Annotated in this window: 16 protein-coding genes; 6 read left to right on the forward strand and 10 right to left on the reverse strand. The window is 65.6% G+C overall.

Annotated elements, in window-relative coordinates; translation table 11 throughout:
- Positions 1-4: 4 nt before the first annotated feature.
- The 5 genes from AC4D6D_RS21565 to AC4D6D_RS21585 form a co-directional block, all read right to left on the reverse strand.
- Positions 5-889, reverse strand: coding sequence for a Ros/MucR family transcriptional regulator (locus AC4D6D_RS21565; protein WP_491327568.1), 885 nt, complete (start codon positions 887-889; stop codon positions 5-7).
- Positions 890-1042: 153 nt separating this feature from the next.
- Entirely contained in the window at positions 1043-3313 is a 2271-nt protein-coding gene (locus AC4D6D_RS21570; protein ID WP_491327569.1) for a glycoside hydrolase family 3 N-terminal domain-containing protein, read from the reverse strand.
- 141 nt (positions 3314-3454) lie between these two features.
- Positions 3455-4951 carry a glycine betaine/L-proline transporter ProP gene (proP, locus tag AC4D6D_RS21575; RefSeq protein ID WP_491327570.1) on the reverse strand — a complete coding sequence of 499 codons (1497 nt, stop codon included), beginning with the start codon at positions 4949-4951 and terminating at the stop codon, positions 3455-3457.
- A 415-nt stretch (positions 4952-5366) separates the two neighbouring features.
- Complete coding sequence (locus tag AC4D6D_RS21580) at positions 5367-6293, reverse strand: DMT family transporter (protein ID WP_491327571.1); 927 nt, start codon at positions 6291-6293, stop codon at positions 5367-5369.
- Positions 6294-6416: 123 nt separating this feature from the next.
- Positions 6417-7208 carry an AraC family transcriptional regulator gene (locus tag AC4D6D_RS21585; RefSeq protein WP_491327572.1) on the reverse strand — a complete coding sequence of 264 codons (792 nt, stop codon included), beginning with the start codon at positions 7206-7208 and terminating at the stop codon, positions 6417-6419.
- A gap of 289 nt (positions 7209-7497) precedes the next feature.
- Between AC4D6D_RS21585 and AC4D6D_RS21590 the strand changes: the two genes are divergently transcribed.
- Entirely contained in the window at positions 7498-9048 is a 1551-nt protein-coding gene (locus tag AC4D6D_RS21590; protein WP_491327573.1) for a S10 family peptidase, read from the forward strand.
- A gap of 57 nt (positions 9049-9105) precedes the next feature.
- On the opposite strand, the gene AC4D6D_RS21595 is transcribed toward AC4D6D_RS21590, so the two are convergent.
- On the reverse strand, positions 9106-10431 hold the full coding sequence (locus AC4D6D_RS21595) for a dicarboxylate/amino acid:cation symporter (RefSeq protein WP_491327574.1): 1326 nt from the start codon (positions 10429-10431) through the stop codon (positions 9106-9108).
- 540 nt (positions 10432-10971) lie between these two features.
- Here AC4D6D_RS21595 and AC4D6D_RS21600 point away from each other — a divergent pair.
- Both AC4D6D_RS21600 and AC4D6D_RS21605 read left to right on the forward strand, forming a co-directional pair.
- Positions 10972-13401, forward strand: a complete 2430-nt coding sequence (locus AC4D6D_RS21600; protein ID WP_491327575.1) for a glucose/quinate/shikimate family membrane-bound PQQ-dependent dehydrogenase — start codon at positions 10972-10974, stop codon at positions 13399-13401.
- A gap of 110 nt (positions 13402-13511) precedes the next feature.
- Positions 13512-14855, forward strand: a complete 1344-nt coding sequence (locus AC4D6D_RS21605) for a carbohydrate porin (RefSeq protein WP_491327576.1) — start codon at positions 13512-13514, stop codon at positions 14853-14855.
- A 4-nt stretch (positions 14856-14859) separates the two neighbouring features.
- Here the strand turns inward: AC4D6D_RS21605 and AC4D6D_RS21610 are convergent, their stop codons facing one another.
- The 4 genes from AC4D6D_RS21610 to AC4D6D_RS21625 all read right to left on the reverse strand — a co-directional run bounded on the left by AC4D6D_RS21610 (position 14860) and on the right by AC4D6D_RS21625 (position 19694).
- The gene (locus tag AC4D6D_RS21610; protein ID WP_491327577.1) at positions 14860-15840 is read right to left on the reverse strand and encodes a magnesium and cobalt transport protein CorA; all 981 of its coding nucleotides are present in this window, start codon (positions 15838-15840) and stop codon (positions 14860-14862) included.
- A gap of 112 nt (positions 15841-15952) precedes the next feature.
- A complete protein-coding gene (gene mprF, locus AC4D6D_RS21615) occupies positions 15953-18544 on the reverse strand; it encodes a bifunctional lysylphosphatidylglycerol flippase/synthetase MprF (protein ID WP_491327578.1) in 2592 nt (863 codons plus the stop codon).
- The gene (locus tag AC4D6D_RS21620; RefSeq protein ID WP_491327579.1) at positions 18541-18981 is read right to left on the reverse strand and encodes a DUF2147 domain-containing protein; all 441 of its coding nucleotides are present in this window, start codon (positions 18979-18981) and stop codon (positions 18541-18543) included. Before AC4D6D_RS21620 ends, mprF begins: the two co-directional genes overlap by 4 nt.
- Positions 18978-19694: an AcvB/VirJ family lysyl-phosphatidylglycerol hydrolase gene (locus tag AC4D6D_RS21625; protein ID WP_491327580.1), complete on the reverse strand. Its 717-nt coding sequence runs from the start codon at positions 19692-19694 to the stop codon at positions 18978-18980. The genes AC4D6D_RS21620 and AC4D6D_RS21625 overlap by 4 nt, the downstream gene beginning before the upstream one ends.
- A gap of 281 nt (positions 19695-19975) precedes the next feature.
- On the opposite strand from AC4D6D_RS21625, the gene AC4D6D_RS21630 reads away from it, so the two are divergent.
- Genes AC4D6D_RS21630 through AC4D6D_RS21640 form a run of 3 tightly spaced genes read left to right on the forward strand, consistent with a single transcriptional unit; the run spans position 19976 to position 22524 of the window.
- Positions 19976-20422: a PDZ domain-containing protein gene (locus tag AC4D6D_RS21630; protein WP_491328793.1), complete on the forward strand. Its 447-nt coding sequence runs from the start codon at positions 19976-19978 to the stop codon at positions 20420-20422.
- Between the two features lie 27 nt (positions 20423-20449).
- Positions 20450-21136 carry a winged helix-turn-helix domain-containing protein gene (locus AC4D6D_RS21635; protein ID WP_491327581.1) on the forward strand — a complete coding sequence of 229 codons (687 nt, stop codon included), beginning with the start codon at positions 20450-20452 and terminating at the stop codon, positions 21134-21136.
- An 8-nt stretch (positions 21137-21144) separates the two neighbouring features.
- On the forward strand, positions 21145-22524 hold the full coding sequence (locus AC4D6D_RS21640) for a sensor histidine kinase (protein WP_491327582.1): 1380 nt from the start codon (positions 21145-21147) through the stop codon (positions 22522-22524).

Here is a 22524-nt window from a genome sequence, read left to right on the forward strand (position 1 = left end):
GCATTTATTCGGACGTGCCGGTCGTTTCGCGCTTGGCCTGTGCGCGGCGTGAGGTCGCGCCGGGAGCCTTGGCTGCCTTGGTGGGCGAAGACTTCCTGGCGGCCTTGGCCTTCTCTGCGGTCGCAGGCGTGGGGGCCGCGTCGCTGGAGGTGGTCGCCGGCGCCGCTGCGGATGGCGAAGGGCTAGCGCTCTTGGCGGTGGCGGGCGTCTTCCTGCTCTTGCTTGCGGTCTTCGGCTTTGCCTTGCCGGCCGCAGCAGGAACGGCCTTGGGTGCCGCCGCAGGAGCCTGGATTGCGGTATCGCCCGAAGAGGAATTGGCCGCGGGCTGTTCAGCCGCCTTGGGATCGCGAGCGAACCGCTTGCGCGGCTTCGCCTTGGCGGCCGTCTTCACGGCTTCTTTCTTTTCAGGAGCCGACTTTGCCTTGGGTGCCGCTTCCTTGGTCGGGGCGAACTTCTCGGTCCCGGTTTTCGCGGCGGGTTCCTTGGCCTTGTTCGGACGGCCGCCAAGTCCCATGCGCTGCGCTACGGCGCGGCGGTGCTCGGAATAGGTGGGAGCGACCATCGGGTAGTCGCCGGGAAGGCTGTAGCGGGTGCGGTATTCGGCCGGGGTCAGGCCGTTGTTGGCCAGATGGCGCTTCAGGCTCTTGTAGGGCTTGCCGTCGATAAGGCTGAGAATATGGTCGCGCGAGGCCACGCTCTCCTCGATCGAAACGGCAGGCGTATGGACCGGCTCGCTGCCGGCAGAGGATGTCGCGTCGCCCGACAGCGCAGAACGGGTCTGTTCGATCAGGCCGGCCAGTTCGCTGCTCGGCACGCTGTTGTTGGCGAAATAAGCGCTCAGGAGGTCAACCGTCAGCCGCGCGAGGTCGTTCTGTTCATTATCAGGCATCGCATCTTCCTCCAGATATTCCAAAGTCGATCGGTTCCAATACAATCAAGGTAATACAGCCGTAAGTAAAGGGAAAATCCGAAGGGAATGCTCATAAAAACGCCAGATTCCGCGATCTGCAACGCAGTCCGCGTTCTTTGCGGCAGTGCAACGTCAGTTTTTCGGCAGTGCAGCAGCGTAGAGTTCGATCTGTGTGTGCAGTCCTCCGGTCGAAGACTGGCCCACCCATATGTCGAACATGCCGGGTTCCGCGATCCGCTTGCTGCCCTGACCGATGAATTCCAGATCCTTGCGGATCAGCGAGAAATGGATCGTCCTGCTCTCGCCCGGAGACAAGGAAACACGCTGCATGGCCTTCAACTCGCGAATGGGACGGGTACGACTGGCGACGCGGTCGCGAATGTAAAGTTGTGCGACTTCACTGCCGCGACGACTGCCCTTGTTGGTGATCCGGACAGAAATCTCCACCGTATCGTCCCAGCGCATCGCGCTATCCGACAGCTTGAGATTGTCGAGCACGAACTCGGTGTAGCTCAATCCGTGACCGAACGGGAAGCGTGCGCTGTTGTCTGTGGTTGTATAACGGGCGCGATACTCTGTGCGGTTGTCCACGACCGGACGACCGGTAGACTTGCGATCGTAGAAGAACGGTTCCTGGCCGGATTCCCAGGGGAAGCTGACGGGAAGCTTCCCCGACGGATTGACTTTGCCGAACAGCACATCGGCAACGGCATGGCCGCTTTCAGAACCGAGAAACCAGGTCGCCAGTATCGCCTGCGCATCGGCGACACTGCCGTGCAGCGCGAGCGCGCGGCCATGGCGCAGCAGCACGACGACCGGTTTGCCGGTCGCCGCGATGGCGTCTGCCAGCGCCTGCTGGGCGGCGGGAATCTCGATCGTCGTGCGCGACTGCGCTTCGCCGGACATGGTCTGGGATTCGCCGATGGCCAGCAGCACGATGTCCGCAGATTTGGCGATTTCCACTGCTCTGGCGATGCCGCCGCCGATCGGACCGTCCATGCCGCAGCCGGGTTCGACGGCCAGCTTCGCCGCGTCGGGCAGGGCGGCGCGCAGACCGGCGGCCAGGTCCACGCCCTTGCCGGGGTCGCCGTAAAAGGCCCAGGGACCGTAGACGTTGTCCCGGTCTTCGCCGAAGGGACCGATCAACGCGATCTTCTGCCCTTGCGCAGTATCGATCGGCAGCACACCGCTGTTCTTCAGCAGCACGATGGACCGACCGGCGGCGTCCCGCGCCAGCGCGCGATGAGCGGGGGTGGCGATGCGGGTACGCTCGGCTTCCTCGTCCAGCGAGCGCCAGGGATTGTCGAACATGCCCATGGCAAGCTTGACGTAGAGGATGCGCCGGACCGCGACATCGACCGTGCCCATCGGGACGGCACCGGATTTCACAAGTTCCGGCAAATAACGGATGTAAAGCCCGCTCTGCATGGACATGTCGACCCCGGCCAGCACGGCGAGGCGGGCGGCGTCGCGTTCGTCCTCGGCATAGCCGTGGGCGATCAGTTCCTCGTCGGCGGTGTAATCGGAAAAGACGAAGCCCCGGAACTCCATCTCGCCGCGCAGAGTATCGGTGAGCAGGGCGTGGTCGGCGGTCGCGGGCACGCCGTTGATCTCGCTGAAGGCGGCCATCGTTGTCAGGGCACCCGCCGCGAAGGAAGCGGCGAAAGGCGGCAGGTGGGTTTCGCGCAAGGTTTCGTCGCTGATATCGACGCTGCCGTATTCCAGTCCGCCTGCCACAGCCCCGTAGGCGGCGAAATGCTTGGGGCAGGCGAGCAGCGAGTCCGAGCGCCGCAAGTCCCGCCCCTGAAAGCCGCGCACGCGGGCTGCCGAGAGCAGGGCGGTGAGGGTCACGTCCTCGCCGGAACCTTCCACCACGCGGCCCCAGCGCTGGTCGCGGGCGACGTCCGCCATCGGTGCGAACGTGAGATGCAGGCCGGCGGCCGTCGCCTCCACGGCCATGGCGCGCGCCGTGCTCCGGGCGAGTTCGGGGTCGAAGGACGAAGCTTCGGCGAGCGGAACCGGGAAGATCGTCTTGAGGCCATGGATCACGTCGCCCGCGAAGAGCAGCGGAATGCCGAGGCGGCTTTCCCGGACCGCCAGTTCCTGCGCGCGGCGCGCCCCGGCCACGCCGATACCGTTGAACAGGCAGCCGACCCGGCCCTTGCGGATTTCCTCCGAGAGGCGCCTTTCGTCCTGAATACCGGCTTGCGGGTTGGGCGGGTTGAAGGGGCGGAAAGCATCGGCAAGGCAGGTCATCTGCCCGGCCTTTTCCTCGATCGTCATGCGGGCGATCAGGTCGTCCACGCGCTGGACTTCACCGGCAGCGAAAGTGATGCGCGGCAGGCCGAAGGCAGCGGCCCCTCCGAGAATGCCCGACAGAACGGCGCGGCGGTGCATGGTCATGAGAGCGAAAACAGGGTCCGTGAAATATGCGACGCCCCCCGGAAACGTCGCTAGAGTGCTTTTTGTTGCACTGCGGCGCAAAAGCGACCGGCCGGTTGTCGCTTGGGACAACCGGCCGGGTAAGTCATGCCGCGATGAGACTCAGGTCAGAGCCATTCGCGTCTGGGCGACTTGGGGTACCGCGGGGGTGATAGCCGGGATCGCATCGTCGACCGTGATATCCTGATCGCTCCGCAGCAGGGCGACGGCCTCCGCCTTGCTCTCCACTGCCGGGGGCGAGCCGCGCAGCGGCAGGCCTGCGGTCTCGCGTACGGTCAGCATCGTCACGATACCGATCGCCGCCGCGCCCATCAGGTAATAGGCCGGGACCAGCGGGTCTCCGGTGCGGCTGACGAGCCATGCCGTCACCAGCGGCGTGGTGCCGCCGAACAGCGAGACCGACACGTTGAAGGCGATCGACAGGGCACTGTAGCGGACCGGTGTGTAGAACAGCGCGGGCAGCGTCGAGGGCATCGAGCTGGTGAAGCAGACGAGCGCCATGCCCAGCGTCATCAGGCCGAGGAAGATGAGGCCGTCGTTCCCCGAGCCGATCAGCAGCATGCTGGGAACCGCAAGTACCATCAACGCGACACAGGCGCCGATAATCATCGGGCGGCGGCCCAGCCGATCGCTGAACAGGCCGCCGACCACGTTGAGCGGCATCATCACCAGCATGACCAGGATGATGAGCAGCAGGCCCTTGCTCTCGGCATAGCCCATCGTCACCGTCAGATAGTTGGGCATGTAGGTGAGCAGCATGTAGTCGGTCACGTTGAAGACGAGGACAAGTCCCATGCACTTCAACAACTGGGGCCAGTGCAGGCGGAACATATCGGACAGGCTGGGGCGGTCCGCTTCGCGCTCATCCACCTGTTCGTTATAGGCCTGGAATGCGGGCGTTTCTTCTAGCTTGAGGCGCATGTAGAGGCCGAGGAGGCCCAGCGGCCCGGCGATCAGGAACGGCACGCGCCAGCCCCAGGCGAGCATGTCCGCATCGCTGAGCGACATCTGCAGGGCGGTCACGGTTCCCGCGCCGGCGATGTACCCGCCGAGCGTGCCAAATTCGAGCCAGCTGCCCATGATTCCGCGCTTCTGGTCGGTCGAGTATTCGGCGATGAAAGTTGCGGCACCGCCATATTCGCCGCCGGTCGAGAAGCCCTGGACGAGGCGGGCGACAAGCAGCAGCACGGGGGCGGCCATGCCGATGCGTTCGTAAGAAGGAATGAGGCCGATGGCGAAAGTGCCAAGGGCCATCATCACCATCGTCAGTGCCAGGATCTTGTGGCGTCCGTAGCGATCACCCAGGGGGCCGAAGACCAGCCCACCGAGCGGACGCACGACGAAGGCTGCGGCGAAAGTGGCCAGCGTGGCGATAAGCTGTACTGTCGGATTGCCGGAAGGAAAGAAGACATGACCCAAGGTGACGGCAATATAACCGTAGACGCCGAAGTCGAACCATTCCATCGCATTGCCCAGCGCGGCGGCAGCGACTGCGCGGTTCAGTTGAGAGCGGTCTACAACTGTAATATCGTCGATGGCCAGTTCCCGGCGGGATTTGAACCAGCCGAATTGCGCGTGTTGCGCAACGGGATTGTGCATGTCTATCTCCGTGCACGCCCGGGCAGGCGCACAGGAAGGCACCACTATCGCCGAGCGGGAGGCGCGGCCGTCGAGCGGCCGGGGAAGGATGCGATGCCGCGTGAGGCATCAAGCGGGGAAGGCGCCCCTTAGACCTGTTTCGTTGTAAAATGGGACTTTAATGGCCGAGTCGTGCCTCTGCGGCGATGAGTCGAATTTGTGTTAAATAGTGATCGGTGATGATTTTTTGAAATTTGAGTGGTTCTCATCGGGTGAGAAACGACGGACTATCGAACTTTTGAAAGTCTCGGTTCGCAACCGATCGATAGGTATTTCCGAGATGTTGCCGGTCAGGGTGTCTCTATGGAGAGTTACCGGAATAGTCGAACAATGTTGCTGCTGCTAAACTGCATGAGCAATCTGGTTGAACAGCCGTTTATGTCTTTCGCTTGGGGCCATGGGCGGTCAGGCAGGTCACGACGCTGGCGCCCATGCAGGCGATCGCCAGCAGTTCGGGGACGGTCGGCAGGCGTGCTTCCCACAGGAAGCCGTAGAGCAGCGCGAAGGCAGTCTCGAACAGGATCATCTGACCGACCATGGTGAGCGGCAGCAGCCGGCTCATGGTGTTCCAGAAAGCATTGCCGACGACCGAGGCGAAGAGTGCCACCGCCGCCGAGACCGCCAGGAAGCGATACCAGGCGCCGGCATCATGCGCGGTGGGTTCGAGCAGCAGCGCGAACGGCACCAGCAGCACGGCCTGAAGGCCGGTGACGATGCCGAGCAGCAGGCTCCATTCGTGCGCGGAAACTTCGCGCAGGCGCACCAGCCAGCGGCTGTTGACGATCGCGAAACTCGCCCAGGAAAACAGTGCACCCACGGCACAGAGCAGGCCGACCAGCGGCATGATTCCCGCTTCCGCGCGCACGTTGCCGAGCGTCTGCCAGCCGATGCAGGCCACGGCGCCGAACCCGAGCAGGAGCGAAGGCGCCAGCCGGGCCAGCGACGGGGCGCTCGCATCGCGGCTGCCGACGACGGTCACCACGACCGGAATGAAGCCGATCACGAGCGAGGTCACGGTGACGCCTGCCAGTTGCACGGCACTCGACAGCAGGATGTAGTAGAGAGTGTTGCCCAGCAGGCTGAGCCAGATCAGGGCGGTCCATTCGGCGCGTCCGAGCTGGCGCATCAGCGTCCGCCAGCGCGGCATCAGCAGGACGGCCGCGATCAGTCCGTAAGCGAGATAGCGCCCCGCGGCGAGATAGAGCGGTCCGAAATCGCCGGCGATTTCGGGCGCAAGGAAGACCAGTCCCCAGACCGCACCGGCGGCCGCCCCGAAACCTACGCCGACAATCGTATTCCGCATATCCGACACTGCAAGCTCCGGGTGCATTTGCCGCGTTTTCGTGGGGCGGGTGATTTCACCGGACCCGAAAACGCTCTGAAAGGGCAGGCTACAACGGCATTGCGCCGGGGGTCTTGACCGCGTCTACGCCGGTTTTGACACAGGGTCCGATCCGATATCGCGAGTTTCGCGCATCTGTCGGCGATAGGCCGCCGGGGGCAGGCCGGTGGCCTTGCGCATGGCGCGGGTCAAGGCGCTCTGGTCGGAATAGCCGAAGCGATAGGCCAGTTCGGCGATGGAAAGATGGCCCGATGCCAGCGCTTCCCTGACGCGCTTGAGGCGCAGTTCGGACAGCCAGGCGCGGGGCGTGGTATCGAGTTCCAGCCGGAACAATTCGTGGAGGCGACTGACCCCGACCCCGGCATGGCGGGCCATGGAGGCGGCGGTCCAGTCCTGCCCCGGTTCGGCTTCCAGGCGGTCGAGCAGGGCCGCGAGGCGCAGCCGGGCCTTGGGTATTCCACCGGCAAGGGTTTCGAACAGGAGCGGTGCCCAGCGGTCCACCATGGCCTGCGTGGTTTCACGGGCGGCGTTTTGCTGGGTAGCCATGAGCGCCATGAAATCGACCAGCTTGTTCGCGGCCGGCGACAGCGCACAATAGGAACGGCGCCCAAGCTCCTCCCGCAGACGGGGAGCCAGAGCGTCAGGGTCGAGGTCGAGGATGAAAGAACGGTTGGCATGGGCGCTGATCTGGTCGTGCCGCATGTCGGTTTCGACGAAGGCCAGTTCCCCGCGACCGACCCTGCCGCCGTGCGTACCGATTTCCATCGTCAGCCCGCCCTCCAGGGGCAGGACGATCTGCGCGAAGCTATGGCTGTCCGTCGTGCTGTCCGGCCCATAGCTGCGCAGGTCGAGGGAAAGGGAAGAGGGCGGGGACATGCCCTGCGTCTATCACTGATCGCTGCCGCAGGGACAGACAGATTTGCTATCGCCAGATCAGAAGTGGCCCGTGCAGTAAGCCAGCAGCAGGATGATGGGAATAGGAACGCCGATCAGCCAGAGTAGACCCGAACGCATGGTTTGTCCTTTCGCATTAAGTCTGGAAACAAACCTCGGCGCCTCGCCCGGTTCCCGGCGGGCTCGCGAAGGCTGCGATCACGCATCTTGTGGGACTGTCACAATCCGATAAAAAACCTTTCGGTTCGCACCAGAAACCAGAGGAAATTCAATGCGGCTTCCTGCCTTCCTTGCCTTTGCTTCCCTGCTCGTCCTGTCCCAGCCTGCCTTGGCCCAGAAAGGCGAAGCGCCCGACGCAGCCAAGCAGCATGCCGAAAAAACGGCAGAGGCGGTCGCTGCCAATTGGGCCAGCGCGCCGGTCGAGGAAGTGACGAAGACCAGCAAGGGCACGGCGAAGGTCGACGGCAAGTCCATCGCCTATACCGCCACGGCCGGAACCCTGACGATCCGCGACGCGCAGGGCAAGCCGACCGCCAGCATGTTCTACACCGCCTATACCGCACCGGGCAGGCACCGTCCGGTGACATTCTTCTACAACGGCGGTCCCGGCTCGGCGAGCCTCTGGCTGCGCATGGGCAGTTTCGCGCCCGAGCACGTCCGCACCGGCAATCCCGAGGCGGTGCGCCCGGCACCCTACGATGTCGGCCCCAACCCGGACAGTCTGATCGGCAGCACCGACATGGTGTTCCTCGACGCGGTGGGGGCGGGTTATTCCCGCCCGCTGGGCGATGCCAAGCCCGCGGACTTCTACGGTGTCGATCAGGACGTGGATGCCTTCGCCAGGGCCATCATGCGCTATGTGACCAAGAACGCGCGCTGGGGCGATCCGAAGTACATCTTCGGCGAAAGCTACGGCACCACCCGCTCGGGCGCCCTGGCCTACCAGCTTGAGGATCGCGGCATGGCGCTGAACGGCGTGGTGCTGCTCTCCTCGATCATGAACTACGGCATTCGTCAGTCCGGTTTCGACACCATCCATCTCGGCTATCTGCCGACGTATGCGGCAGTCGCCTGGTATCATGGCCGCGTCGCCGATCGCCCGGCCACCGTGGACGAATTCGTCGAACAGGCCCGCCAGTTCGCCAACGGCGAATATGCCGCCGCGCTGGCCAAGGGGCAGGACATCACGTCTGCCGAAGAAGATGCCGTGGCGCAGAAGCTGAGCCGCTTCACCGGACTTTCGGTGGACTATGTCAAGCAGGCCAATCTGCGTATCGATCTCGGCCGTTTCCGCAAGGAGCTGCTGCGCGGCGGGCGCGAGACGGTCGGACGGTTCGACGGTCGCTACAAGGGTATCGATGCCGATGCGGCGGGTGAAAGCCCCGAGTACGATCCCTCGGATACCGCGATCAGCGGGCTCTATGTCGGCAGCTTCCTTGACCAGCTCACCACGCAGCTCGGTTACAAGACCGATCTCGATTACCGCCTGAGCGCGCGCGAGGGCGGCGATTTCGACTGGGACTGGAGCCACCGCCCGCCTGCGGGGCGCTCGCAGAACGTGGCCGACGTCACCGCCGATCTCGGCACGGCGATGCGGACCAATCCGCATCTGCGGGTGCTGTCGCTCAACGGCTATTACGACATGGCGACGCCGTTCTTCTCGACCGAGCGCGATCTCAAGCACATGATGCTGGAACCGGGCCTGCGGCAGAATCTGCAGTTTCGCTACTATCCGGCCGGGCACATGGTCTATCTCAACCCCGAGGCGCTGCACCAGATGCGCCTCGACATGCAACGCTTCTACGCCGAGGACGCGCGCTGAATGAAAAAGGGGGCGCTGGCCGTGGCCGCCGCCCCCTTTTTTCAGTTCCCACCCGGATCAGTGGGGGGCGGGAACCGCTTCGTTCGCCGCTTCGATCTGCATCGGCCCGCGTATTCCGAGGCGCTCGGACACGATCGTCGGCACCAGGGCCTGTCCGGCGACGTTCACGGCGGTACGGCCCATGTCGAGGATCGGGTCGATCGCGAGCAGCAGGCCGACGCCTTCCAGCGGCAGGCGCAGGGTCGATAGGGTGAGCGTCAGCATCACCACCGCGCCGGTCAGCCCCGCCGTCGCCGCCGAGCCGATCACCGAGACGAAGACGATCAGCGCATAGTCGGAAAGCTGGAGCGGCACGCCGTAGAACTGGGCGACGAAGATCGCCGAGATTGCCGGATAGATCGCCGCGCAGCCGTCCATCTTGGTGGTCGAGCCGAGCGGCACAGCGAAGGCGGCGTAGGAGCGGGGCACGCCGAGGCGCTCGGTCACTTCCTCGGTAACGGGCATTGTGCCGACCGACGAGCGCGAGAGGAAGCCGATCTGGATCGCCGGCCAGGCGACCGAGAAGAAGCGCAGCGGGTTGATCCGGTGGACCAGCAGCAGGAGCGGATAGACGCCGAGCAGGACGATCGCGAGACCGATATAGACTGCGCCCGCAAAGGCGCCGAGTGCGGAAAGGGCGTCCCAGCCGTAGCTGACCACCGCATTGGCGATCAGGGCCGCCGAACCGAGCGGGGTCAGCGCGATCAGCCAGCGCAGCAGCTGGCGCAGCACGAGATTGGCCGACGTCATAAAGGCCAGGAAGCCTTCCGCCTTCGCACCGACCTTTACGGCAGCGGCGCCGACCACGACGGCGGCGATGATGATCTGGAGGACATTGAACGAAACCGAGGTCGCCGGGCCGTCGGCTTCCAGTGTGGTCGATGCGGTGATGCCGAGGTAGTTGGCGGGAACCAACCCCTTTAGAAAGTCCAGCCAGCCTCCCACGGATTTGGGGACCTGCGCGGCACCGGCATCGACGCTGGCATGGAGGCCGGGCTGGATGGTCAGGCCGAGGGCGATGCCGATAAGCACGGCGATCAGTGCGGTGATGGCGAACCAGAGCAGGGTCTGGCCCACCAGTTTGACCGCATTGTCCAGCCCGCGCAGCGCCGCAACCGAGGCGATGATCGCGGTGAAGACCAGTGGCGGCACCAGCGTGCGCAGAAGCTGGACGAAGATCTGGGCGATCGTGTGGAATGTCTCGGTGGCGCCGCTTGCGAGTGGGCTGTCCGAGCCGATCTGCCGGACGACGAGCCCGGCCACGAGGCCGAAGACCATGCCGAGCATGACCTGCGTTCCGAAACCAGGAAGCCACGACCGTTCGGCGCGCGGGTTATTCGACATTCGCTTACCTTCACATCCTGCCCGGCACCGGGAAGACGCGCCGTCCTTCAGGCGCATCGTTCGTCGGGCAGGGCCTCGTCCGGGAACGGCCCGGTTGGGATCAATTTCGTCCCTTGCGGACCGTCATGCAAGGGGCGGACCGCGCCATGTACCCATGAACCTGACACAAAGCAGCGGTTTGCAGGACGCGAGATAATTGTCAACTTAATCGATAGACAATCTGCTGGAAGGGTTTCGGACTCTCGTCGGGAGCGCGAAGCCATAACAAAAAGATAGCCTTCCATGCTCTTATGTTTTGGAATATTATAGCAATAACAAAGCAATAAACGATGACCCTTGCGCAATTCAAATTGGTCGGGGGTGTGGTGAAAACGCTATGCGCGATGCTTCCAATCCGTGCGGTAACAAATACCGGCAAAGCATTGATTGCGCGCGTTTCCGGCTTCGCATGTTCGAAGTCTGCATGGTCGCGCCTTTTGCCGTTTCCGTACCGCAGGGATCCGAATCCGTTTCGTACGAAAGCAAGCAAGGAGGTGCCGCATGCGGGGCACGACGAACGATAGTGGTCTGCTGACCCGGGCATGGCTACTCCTATTGGGAGTAGTGATTCTTGGAGCGGGACTCTTCTTCACGATCGCGGGCGCCAAGCTCGTCAGTCTCGGAGGCAGTTTCTACTTTGCGCTGGCCGGGATCACGCTGCTCGTTTCCGGTTTCCTGATTGCCCGCCGTCGCCCGGCGGGCGCGCTGCTGTTCGGCGCGATTTTCCTGCTGACCGTCCTCTGGGCGCTGTGGGAAGTGGGCTTCGCGTTCTGGCCGCTGATCTCCCGCCTTCTGGCGATGGGCGTCGGCGCGACCGTCGTGGCGCTCTCCTATCCGTTGCTGCTGCGCGCGACGGGCCGCGTGCCCGCGTGGAAACCTTCGCTGGCGGTTGCCGCAGTTGTCGGCGCGGCCTCGGTCGCCGGTTTCGCGGGCATGTTCGTGCCGCACCCGACCGTGGCCTTCTCCGGTCAGGAAGGCGCGTTGATCCCCGTCGATCCCGCCCATGAGCAGAAGAACTGGGAAGCCTACGGCAACACCGGCGGCGGCAGCCGCTTCGTGGCACTGGACCAGATCACGCGCGACAACGTGAACAAGCTCAAGGTCGCCTGGACCTACCGCACCGGCGACATCGCGATCAGCGACGGCAACGGCGCCGAGGACCAGGACACCCCGCTCCAGATCGGCGACACCCTCTATGTCTGCACGCCGCACAACAACGTGATCGCGCTCGATGCGGATACCGGCCGCGAGAAGTGGAAGGCGCGGATCGATGCGCGGGCCTCGGTCTGGAACCGTTGCCGCGGCCTGGCCTATTTCGATGCCAAGGCGCCGCTCCAGCAGCCTAACATGCCCGGCTCGACCCCGATCACCGCGGTCACCGTGCCCGAGGGCGCGCCGTGCCAGCGCCGCATCGTGATGAACACCATCAATGCCGAACTGATCGCGCTCGATGCCGATACCGGCAAGTTCTGCCCGGACTTCGGCAACGGCGGCCGGGTGGACCTCAAGGCCGGTCTCGGCAATGCACCCGACCCGCAGTACCAGCTGACTTCGGCCCCGACGATGGCGGGAACCACCGTGGTCGTCGGTGGCCGCGTGGCGGACAATGTCCAGGTCGACATGCCGGGCGGCGTCATGCGCGGTTTCGACGTGATCACCGGCAAGCTGCGCTGGGCCTTCGATCCGGGCAATCCGGCGATCACCGGCATGCCTCCGGCTGGCCAGACCTATACCCGTTCCACGCCCAACGTCTGGGCGGCGATGTCCTATGACCCCGCGTCCAACACGGTGTTCATGCCGGTCGGCAGCTCCTCGGTGGACCTTTACGGCGTTCCCCGGACCTCGCTCGATCACCAGTACGGGGCCTCGATGCTCGCGCTCGATGCCACGACCGGCAAGGAAAAGTGGCACTTCCAGACCGTTCATAACGACCTCTGGGACTTCGACCTGCCGATGCAGCCGACCTTCTTCGACTTCGCGGCGAAGAACGGCGCCACCGTGCCCGCGCTCGTCTTCGGTACCAAGGCCGGGCAGCTCTATGTACTCGACCGCGCGACCGGCAAGCCGCTGACCGAAGTGGCGAACGTCAAGGTCAAGGCCGCCAATATTCCGGGTGAGCCTTATTCGCTCACGCAGCCCAAGTCGGTCGGGATGCCGCAGATCGGCGTCGGACCGCTGACCGAGGCGGACATGTGGGGTGCCACGCCGTTCGACCAGCTCCTGTGCCGCATCGCCTTCAAGGGCATGCGCTACGAAGGGCTCTACACCGCGCCCGGCACCGACAAGTCGCTGAGCTTCCCCGGATCGCTGGGCGGCATGAACTGGGGCGGTCTCTCGATCGACCCGACCAGCGGCACGATCTTCGCCAACGACATGCGCCTCGGCCTCTGGGTCCAGATGTTCCCGCAGACCAAGGAACAGGCGGGCAAGGCCGGTGCCGCAGGCGAAGCCGTCAACACCGGCATGGGCAGCGTTCCGCTGAAGGGCACGCCCTATTCGGTGGTGAAGGACCGCTTCCTTTCGGCGCTCGGCATTCCCTGCCAGGCACCGCCGTTCGGCACGCTTTCGGCGATCGACATGAAGACCCGCAAGATCAAGTGGCAGGTTCCGGTCGGCACCGTGCGCGACACCGGACCGATGGGCGTCAAGATGGGTCTGCCGATCCCGATCGGCATGCCGACGCTGGGCGGCACGCTGGCGACGCAGGGCGGTCTCGTCTTCATCGCCGGAACCCAGGACTACTACTTGCGCGCCTTCAACTCGGCGAACGGCAATGAAGTCTGGAAGGCCCGTCTGCCGGTCGGTAGCCAGGGCGGCCCGATGAGCTACAAGTCGCCGAAGACCGGCAAGCAGTACCTGGTGATTACCGCCGGCGGTGCGCGCCAGTCGCCCGATCGCGGGGACTACGTGATCGCTTACAAGCTGCCGTAACGGTTCGGGAGGCGGTGCCACGGCACCGCCTCTGCCTGTTCCATCCATAAAAGTGATCCCGCGTCCTGGTTGACGGCGGGAAGGAGGGGGCTTTGGCCCGACGCATTCTCATGACACGACCTATCGTCCGGATCGCGGCCCGAATGACCGGCTGCGGCTTGCTGATCGCCGCGCCGTTCGCCGCGACCACCGCTTATGCCGAGGAAGACGCGAGCGAGGAAGCCGCAGTCGCTCCGGCGCAGCCGACACCTGCCATTAGTCCGCCTGCCGGACGCGAGACTCTGACCGGCGACTGGGGCGGGCTGCGCAGCGACCTCAAGCAGGGCGGCGTGACGTTCCGGGGCGACTATGTTTCGGAAACCTTCTCGGCCGTCGACGGCGGCCAGCGGCGCGGGACCACTTATGTCCATCAGGTCCGCCTCGGCGCCGACTTCGACATGGACAAGCTGGCCGGATGGCAGGGCGGGATCGTCCATGTGACGTTCAACGACCGGCGCGGCGTAGGCATGTCATCGGACTTCGTGGGCAACCGTCTGCCGATCCAGGAAGCAGCGGGCGGCTATTATGCGCGCCTGACCGAGGCCAGCATCGAGCAGAACCTGATGGGCGGAGAGCTGAATGTCCGTGCCGGCTATTTCGCGATGGGCAACGATCTTGGCGGCATGCCCATCGGCTGCAACTTCGTGAACGCGGCGTTCTGTGCCCATCCGCTCTCGATGTCCGGAGACAGCGGCTGGTACAACTATCCCAATGCCCGCTGGGGCGTCGCGGTACGCTACAAGCTGCGTCCGGACGTGGTGCTGCGAACCGGCGTCTACCAGGTGAACCCGCGTCTCAATGACGAAGACAATGCCTGGAACCCCTTCGCGGGCGGGACGATCGGTGTGCTGCTGCCGTTCGAGGTAGAGTACGATCCCGGCACCCGTCCGGGCAGCCGCGTCCTGCCGGGTCATTACAAGGTCGGCGTCTATTACGATACCGCACGGGTGAACAAGCAGGGCGGCGGCGGCACCGTCAAGGGGCGCGGCGGCTTCTACATCCTCGCCGACCAGATGATCTACCGCGAAAGCGGCGGCAGCCGGGGCGTTTCGCTGTTCGGTCAGTTCACCGCCAATCCGCAGATTTCCGGCCAGATCACCCGCTGGTATGCGGGCGGCGTGGTCAAGACCGGCACGTTCAAGGGGCGCGATGCCGATACGATCGGTCTCGGCTTTACCCATGCCGTCGTCGATCCGCGCCTGCGCCGCCTCCATGTGGACACCGCGCCGGTTCCGGGCAGCTACGCCTCGCTTCCCGCGGGCGAAACCGCGCTGGAACTGAGCTACGGTTTTCAGGCGAACCGCTGGCTGGTGATCCGTCCCGACGTGCAATACATCATCGACCCCGGCGCCTTCAGCTTCCGCTCGACGCCGAATGCGCTGGCACTGGGCTTTCAGGTTCGGATGCAGCTCTGACGGATCAGAGCCACCTCGTATGCCGGAACCAGGCATAGAGAGTGGCGCAGAGCAAGCCGATTACCCCCAGCACGGCGAAATAGCCGTAGCGCATGTGCAGTTCGGGCATGTTCTCGAAGTTCATGCCGTAGACCCCCGCAATGGCGGTCGGGACGGCAAGGATCGCCGCCCAGGCCGCCAGTTGCCGGGTGATCGTTCCCTGCCTTTGTGATTCCAGCAGGTGGCTGACCTCGAACACCGTGGTCAGTACCTCGCGCAAGTTGGCGACCATGGATTCGACGCGGCGGACATGGTCGTAGACGTCCTTGAAATAGGGCCGCACCGCCGCATCGAGATAAGGCACGTCGAGGTGGACGAGCTTGCTGCTCACTTCCGCCATGGGGCCGAGCACGCGCTGGAAGCGGATCAGTTCGCGGCGAAGGCCGAACAGGCGCATCACGTCCTCGCGGTCGAGGAAGGCATCGAGGGCGCGTTTCTCGATTTCCAGCACGTTTTCCTCGATGGTCTCGACGATCGGCAGGTAGCCGTCGACGATGAAGTCGAGAATGGCATGGAGCACATAATCGACGCCGTTGGAGAGTAACGTCGGCGCCGCCTCCAGCTGAGCGCGCAGTTCGGTATGGGCACGGGCCGATCCGTGGCGGACCGAGATCACATGATGCTTGCCGACGAACACCGAGGTTTCGCCATAGACGATCTCGTCGCCTTCGAGGTGAGCCGTGCGGGCGACCACGAAGAGCTGATCGCCGTAGATATCGACTTTGGGTAGCTGGTGGGCCTTAAGCGCATCCTCCACGGCCAGCGGGTGGAGGCCGTAAGTCTTCTGCACGGCGCGCAGTTCCGCTTCGGTCGGCTCGTGGAGGCCGATCCAGACGAAGTCCTCGGCTTCTCCCTTGGCGTGGTCCGGGATCGGCGGGCAGCTATCGAGCGAAACCGGCTCGGCGGGTTGGCCCTGGCGATAGAGGCGGGCGGCAATGACGGTCATCGGGTAGTGGACTTTCCGGATTTCTGGTCGTCTCGGCAGGACGATAGCGCCGGGCGGGCGGCCTGGACAGTCACGCTCCACCTTTACCTGCCGGTTTTCGGAGACAGCTTCGCTAGGGCCTGCGGGCTTGGTTGCGCTGGCGTGCGGCACTCCCCTTGCCATCGGAGATCAGCGCTTGCAGGTCCAGCAAGGCGCGGCCTGTCGCCATGCCGCCGTTGCAGGCGATATAGCGCGGCTCCCACACCGGCGCGAACTTCTCCTTGTAGTTGCGCAGACCCTCGAAGCCGTAGAAGGCTTCGCCGTGGCGGAACAGCATCCCTGCCGCCCGCGCCCAGGTCGGGGCAAGCCGGCGGGCCTCGATGCCGGAGAGCGGCGCGAGGCCGAGGTTGAACCAGGCATAGCCCTCCTGCCGGCCCCAGAGCATCAGGCGGGTGAACAGGAAGTCCATGCAGCCATAGGGCACTTCGGCGCGGTGGCGCATCAGGTCCACCGAGAGTTCCTCCCGCCCCGCCGTCTTCCAGAGATTGGCGAAGGCGACGATCCGGCCTTCGCAGCGCACCACGGCGATATCGCAGCGGGCGATATAGGCTTCGTCGAAACGGCCGACGCTGAAGGCCTTCTCGCGCTGGCCTTTGGCGCGCAGCCATTCATCGGAGACGGCGCGCAGTTCGCCCAGCAACGACGGCACGCGGGCGGCGGGGACGATGGTGAATTCGGCGCCGTCGCGCTCGGCGCGGCGCATGGCGTGGCGCAAGGGGCGGGCAGCCGGGCCTTCGAGGCCGAAGCGGGAGAGATCCACCCGTGCTTCCTCGCCGTACTTCATCAGTTGCAGGCCCATGTCGATGGCGATGGGCAGGACTTCGGGCGTGACCTGATAGAGCAGAACCCGGCCCTGGTTGGCATCGGCCCGCTCGCGCAGGTTCCAGAGCAGTTCGGGCCAGTCGGCGGGATCGCCTACCGGATCGCCCATGACGATCCAGGAATGGCCCCGGATCTGGTACATCAGCATGGATCGTCCCTCGGGACCGGCGAGGAACCGCTTGTCGCCGGTGAGCGCCAGCATCGATTCCGAGCGGGTGGCATGGCGAAGCGTCGCCTCGACGTCGAGCGAATCTTCGTCGGGCAGCACGGCACGGCGGGAGGGGCGCAGGAAAGCGAGCAGGATCGCGGCGCTCATCGCCACCGCGACGGCGAAGCTCGTGCGCAAGTAGCGCGAAGCATCCCCCGACCAGGCGAATTTCCACCAGAGACTGCCGCGATAGGCGGGGAAGGTCTGGGCGAAATAGCCGATCACCGTAACCAGCGCGATCGTTGCGACCATGGCCAGGACCCAGTTCCCGCTCATCACGTCGGCGGTCAGGGCGGTGCGGCGCCAGAAGCCCCTGCGCGCGATCTGCAACACGCCTGCGACGGCGAGCAGGGTCAGCGCTTCCTCCCAGTCCAGGCCTTTGGCCAGCGAGAAGGCGGCGCCCGCCAGCAGCAGCGCACGGGTCAGCAGGAAGGCGGCATCGAGGCGCCGGTAAAGCGCCGGGGCGAGCAGCAGCAGTAAGGTTCCGACGAGGCTGGCGGCGATCTGCGAGGCTTCGACGAAAGGCAGCGGCACGATGCCGCGAATGTCGGCCATGCGCTCCGGCAGGGCGGGGGTGGCGCCCGAGAGCAGCAGGATCGCACCGCCGAGGAAGACGAGCAGGGCGATGGCGCGGGGGGCGAGGCTGACCAGCATGGTCTCGCCCGCCTTCAGCGCGAGCACGGCGGGGCGCCGCCAGCGGGCATGTTCGTGGCGCAGCAGCAGCACGAGCGCGACCGCCAGCGGCAGGAGATAATAGACGATGCGGTAGACGAGCAGGGCGGCGACGAGTTCTCCGGCCGGGATCTGCGGACAGAGCGCGACGACGGTCGCCTCGAACACGCCGAGGCCGCCGGGGACGTGGCTCACCAGTGCTACCACGATGGCCAGCACATAGGCCAGCAGCAGCGGCGGATAGAGCGCGATCCCGGCATGGGGCAGCAGCACGTAAAGCGTCCCGCAGGCCGCCGCGATATCGGCTAGCGCCACCAGCGTCATGCGGGCGATCGCCTGAGGGCCGGGCAGGTGCCAGCGTTTGGCCAGCAGCGTTCCCGCCCCCAGCAGCGCCAGCAGCACGGCGCCTGCCGTGTGCTGGACGCCGAGGGAAAGGACGTGCTGCGCCACGACCAGCGGCCGATGATGGACCAGCAGGGCCAGGGCCACCGAGGCGAAGACGCCGGTCCAGAAAGTGATCCCGGCAATGGCGGTGACGCGCGCCACTTCGCCGGTGGTAAGACCCTTGGCACCGTAGATGCGCAGGCGCGCTGCGGCGCCGGTCAGGATGCCGAAGCCGAGGTTGTGGCTGAGCGTATAGCTCGTGAACGAGGCGAGCGCGGCGGTGCGGTAGGGTTGCGGCCGTTCGATCGTGCGCAGTGCCATGACGTCGTAGATCGTCAGCAGCAGATAGCTCGCCGTCGTCAGGCCGAGCGCGACGGCAAGGCGCCAGCCGGGAATCGCGCGCGCGGTGCGCATCAGGGCATGGATGTTCAGCGAAACCGCCAGCCGGTGGAGGCAGAGCGCCGCGAGCGTCAGAACCAGCGCCGCGACCGCCAGCTGCGCCGGAACCGCCAGCCTGCGGGCCAGCGGTTTCAGGTGGGCAAGGCGTCTGGATAGCGCTTGCGGGACGGTCGTGTTCATGGGCGCCGCGTCCAGGTCTGCGATTTGCAGATAACCCCATGCAGAATGCAGCCGCTGATCTTGAGATGGCCAGGATCGAGTTGGTGGATGCGCGAGAAGAAGGTCTCGCCCATGTCGGGGACGAAGACCTGACCCTGCCAGCCGCCGTCGCCTTCGCGGTGGTAATCCCGCAGCAGCTGGGTGCCGACGAGATGGCCGACCCCGGCATCGGCGGCGTCCGCCACGGCCTGGCCGCCGACCCAGGTAACGGTGCCGCAGAGCATGGCACCGCAGGGCGCGACTGCCACTTCCACGTCACCGTGCGGATTGAGCCAATGACCGAAGGGATCCGCGGCATTGGCGGCCCGGGCGGGGCCGGCGGCGGTCAGGGCGCCGAGAATGATCGGAAAAATGGCGCTGAGGCGGGCGCGGCGAAAGGCGCGGCGGAAAGGTTTCATCGGGTGGTCTCCGGACCAGCAAATGTGTGGGCGGCGATGGCGCTGCGGACGGCTCCGAATAGGCGGTCGACATCCTTGTTCAGATAGTGATCGCCGGGCAGGACGATCTGCGTCAGGCGGGGCAGGTGGAGCAGCGGGCAGAGGCTTTCCGGCTCCTCGCGTCCGTGGATGCAGACGACCGGAAGCCAGTCCAGCTTGCTCGCGCTGGGAAGGGCGGGCGCATCGGGCCGGGTCTCGTCCAGCCATTCGAGCGGCGAGACGCGCAGGAATACGGTGCGGGTGGGGACGGTCAGCACGACCAGAGCGACATGGCGGCGCATGTCGGCGGGCAGATGCTCCAGCCCGACATGGACCATGTCCGAACCGAACGATTGCCCGAACACGATCACGCGGTCGGTATGACCCAGCGCCATGGCGCGGCGCATGGCCTCCGCCAGCATCGCCGAGACCTCCTCGGGCGTGCGGCGGACCTTGAAGTAATTGAGCGAATTGACGCCAACCGTGGCGATGCCGTGATCGGCGAGGCGCGTCGCAAGCTCACCGCCCAGCCCGGAGCGCAGGCCCATGTCGCCGGACAGCAGTACGGCGGCGTAGCGGTGTTCGATGACCTTCCCCCGCGCGGGCATGTCCACGAACGGACTGGCCTTCCATGCGCCGAGCCACCCGGACACGCCGCCCAACAGCGCGACGAGGACGAGGATCGTCGCGATCACGATGGCGGTTCGGCGCCGCGGCCTGAGAGAAGTCATTGTGGACATCATGCCGCTCTGCGCCGCACTACCTTGCCGCCGTATGGAGCGAACATGGACTTTCCTTAATGTGACTTGGGCGCCGCGCGGTGCGATAGTGCAAGGCATGGGTGTAGCTTGCGGCCAGCTTCATGCTGGCGCCGAGGACCATACTGCTCGATGTTCGTTTCACCCGTCTTCCCTCCTGCCTGTTCGGACCCGTCCCGTACCCGCCGGTCTCTTCTCCGGGGAGAAGCGGCTTGACGATGACGGACATGAACGAGCGCAAGAACCGGTTGCTCGGGCTGTTGCCGATGCTCGGCGCGCTGCTGGCGGTGACCGGGGCGCTGACCTGGGGCGATCTCTGGGCGCAGCGGCATTTCAACATGATCGGACAGAGCCTGCCGCGTCCCCACGGCAACCCGCCCGGCGAGGACTGGCGGCAGGTGCTGGACTTTACCGCCGATCCCGTGCCGGGGCCGCAGCCGGGCCTCGTCGTCACCAGCGTCCGTTCGCGCGGTCATGCCGAGAAGGCGGGACTGGTCGTGGGCGACTGGATCGAGCGTGCGGACGGGCGCGAGCCGCCGACGCTCCAGGCTTTGGCAGAGGAGTTGTCTGCGCGCGGACAAAGGCCTATTCACCTGACCGTGCTGCATCAGGGCGCGGTTCGCACGATCGATCTCGCCCGGGAGCCGGAGCAGACCGCTCCGTAATACGACGTGAAGGGGCCGGGCGAAGAGATGGGTCACAAGTTGCTGGTCGTCGAGGATGATGACGCCACGGCCACCTACATCGCCAAGGGGATGAGCGAGGAAGGTTTCGTCGTCGATCGCGCGGCGAACGGGCGCGATGCGCTGTTTCTGGCCAGCGACGGCACTTACGACGCCATCGTGCTCGACCGCATGATCCCGCAGATGGACGGCATGTCGGTGCTCGGGGCCTTGCGCGCCGGGGGGATCGAGACGCCGGTGATCGTGCTTTCCGCATTGGGATCGACCGACGACCGCGTGACCGGGCTTACCTCGGGCGCGGACGATTACCTCACCAAGCCTTTCGCCTTCGCTGAACTCCTGGCCCGCGTGCGCCTGCTGGTGAAGCGCAGCGGCGGACAGGCGGCGGTGGAGACGCGGCTCGTCTGCGGCGATCTGGAAATGGACCTGCTCGCCCGCAAGGTCCGGCGCGGCAGCCGCGCGATCGACCTCCAGCCGCGCGAGTTCCGCCTGCTTGAATATTTCCTGCACCATATCGACGAAGTGGTGACGCGCACGATGCTGCTCGAAGCGGTGTGGGACTATCACTTCGACCCCGGCACCAATGTGATCGACGTCCATGTCAGCCGGTTGCGCCGCAAGCTCGACGAGGATGGTGCGGCGCCGCTGCTCCATACGGTGCGCGGCGCTGGCTACCGGCTTGGGCTTTCCGCTTGAAGACAGGAATGGGCAGGCGCACCGGAGCTTTCCTGCGCTCGACGACGTTTCGTCTCTTCGTTCCAGTCGTTCTGTTCCAGCTCGTCGCGACCGGGGGCGTGCTGACTTTCGTCTGGGTTGCGGGCCAGCAGAGCGTGCGGGACGAGCAGCATGCGCTGGTCGCCGAACTGCGCGACGACTTGCTGGATACCTATCAGAACGGCGGCACGACAGCGCTGAAAGCCAATATCGAGCGCCGCCTCGGCAATGAGGGGCGGCGCGCTCCCGTCCTGCTGCTGGCGGACCGCGACGGGCGGGCGATCGCCGGCAACCTTTCGGCCTTGCCGCCGCCCGATCCGGAGGCCGGAAGCCTGTTCGAAACGATGCTCTATCGCAGCGACAGCACCCAGCCGCAGACGATGGCGCTGTCGGAAACGCGTCTTGCCGACGGCTCGACCCTGCTGGCGGGGATCGAGATCGGGCGCGATCTCAAGCTTCAGCGCAGTTTCGAGCAGGCCTTGCTGGCGGCGCTGTTCCTCGCGCTGCCGCTGGCCACGTTGGTGGCGGTGCTGACTTCGCGACTGGTCGGCCAGCGGGTCCACGATATGGCGCAGACCGCGCACCGGGTCGGCAGCGGGGCTTTCGAGGCGCGGGTGCCGCTCGACGGTTCCGGTGACGCCTTCGATGAACTCGCCGGTGAAATCAACGCGATGCTGGCGCGGATCGAGACGCTGGTGGGCGAATTGCGGGTCGTGGCCGAAGGACTGGCGCACGACTTGCGCTCCCCCGTGACGCGGCTTCGCTCGGCGCTGGAGCAGGCTGTTTCGGAAGTGACCGATCCCGCGGCCGAGGCGGCGATGCAGCGAGCGCTCACCGAGGCCGATACGCTGACCCGCATTCTGACGACGGCACTCCAGATCGGCCGCGCCGAGGCCGGGATCGGGCGGGAGCGGTTCGAGGAGACCTTGTTGGAGGACTTCCTCGGCGATCTGGCGGCTCTTTACGAGCCTTATGCCGAGGATGCCGGTTTCGTGCTGCGGGCGGAGGCGCCCTGGGGTCTTTCGGTATCGTTGCACCGGGAACTGATGAGCCAGGCGCTGGGCAATCTGGTCGACAACGCGGTCAAATATGCGGGCGGCGGCAGCGCCATCACGCTCTTTGCCGAGCGGCATGGCGAGCAGGTCGTGCTGGGCGTGCGGGACGATGGTCCGGGCATCGCTGCCGATCAGCGCGAGGCCGCCCTGCAACGGTTCGGGCGGCTCGATCCCAGCCGCGCGACGGCCGGGTCCGGGCTGGGGCTGGCGCTCGTCGAGGCGGTCGCGAAGCTCCATGGCGGTGCAATCGCGCTGGACGATGCGACGGGCGGCGGCCTGGAGATCAGGCTGACCATCCCGTCGTCTCGGTTCTGA

This window comes from Novosphingobium sp. BF6 (genome assembly GCF_058273105.1).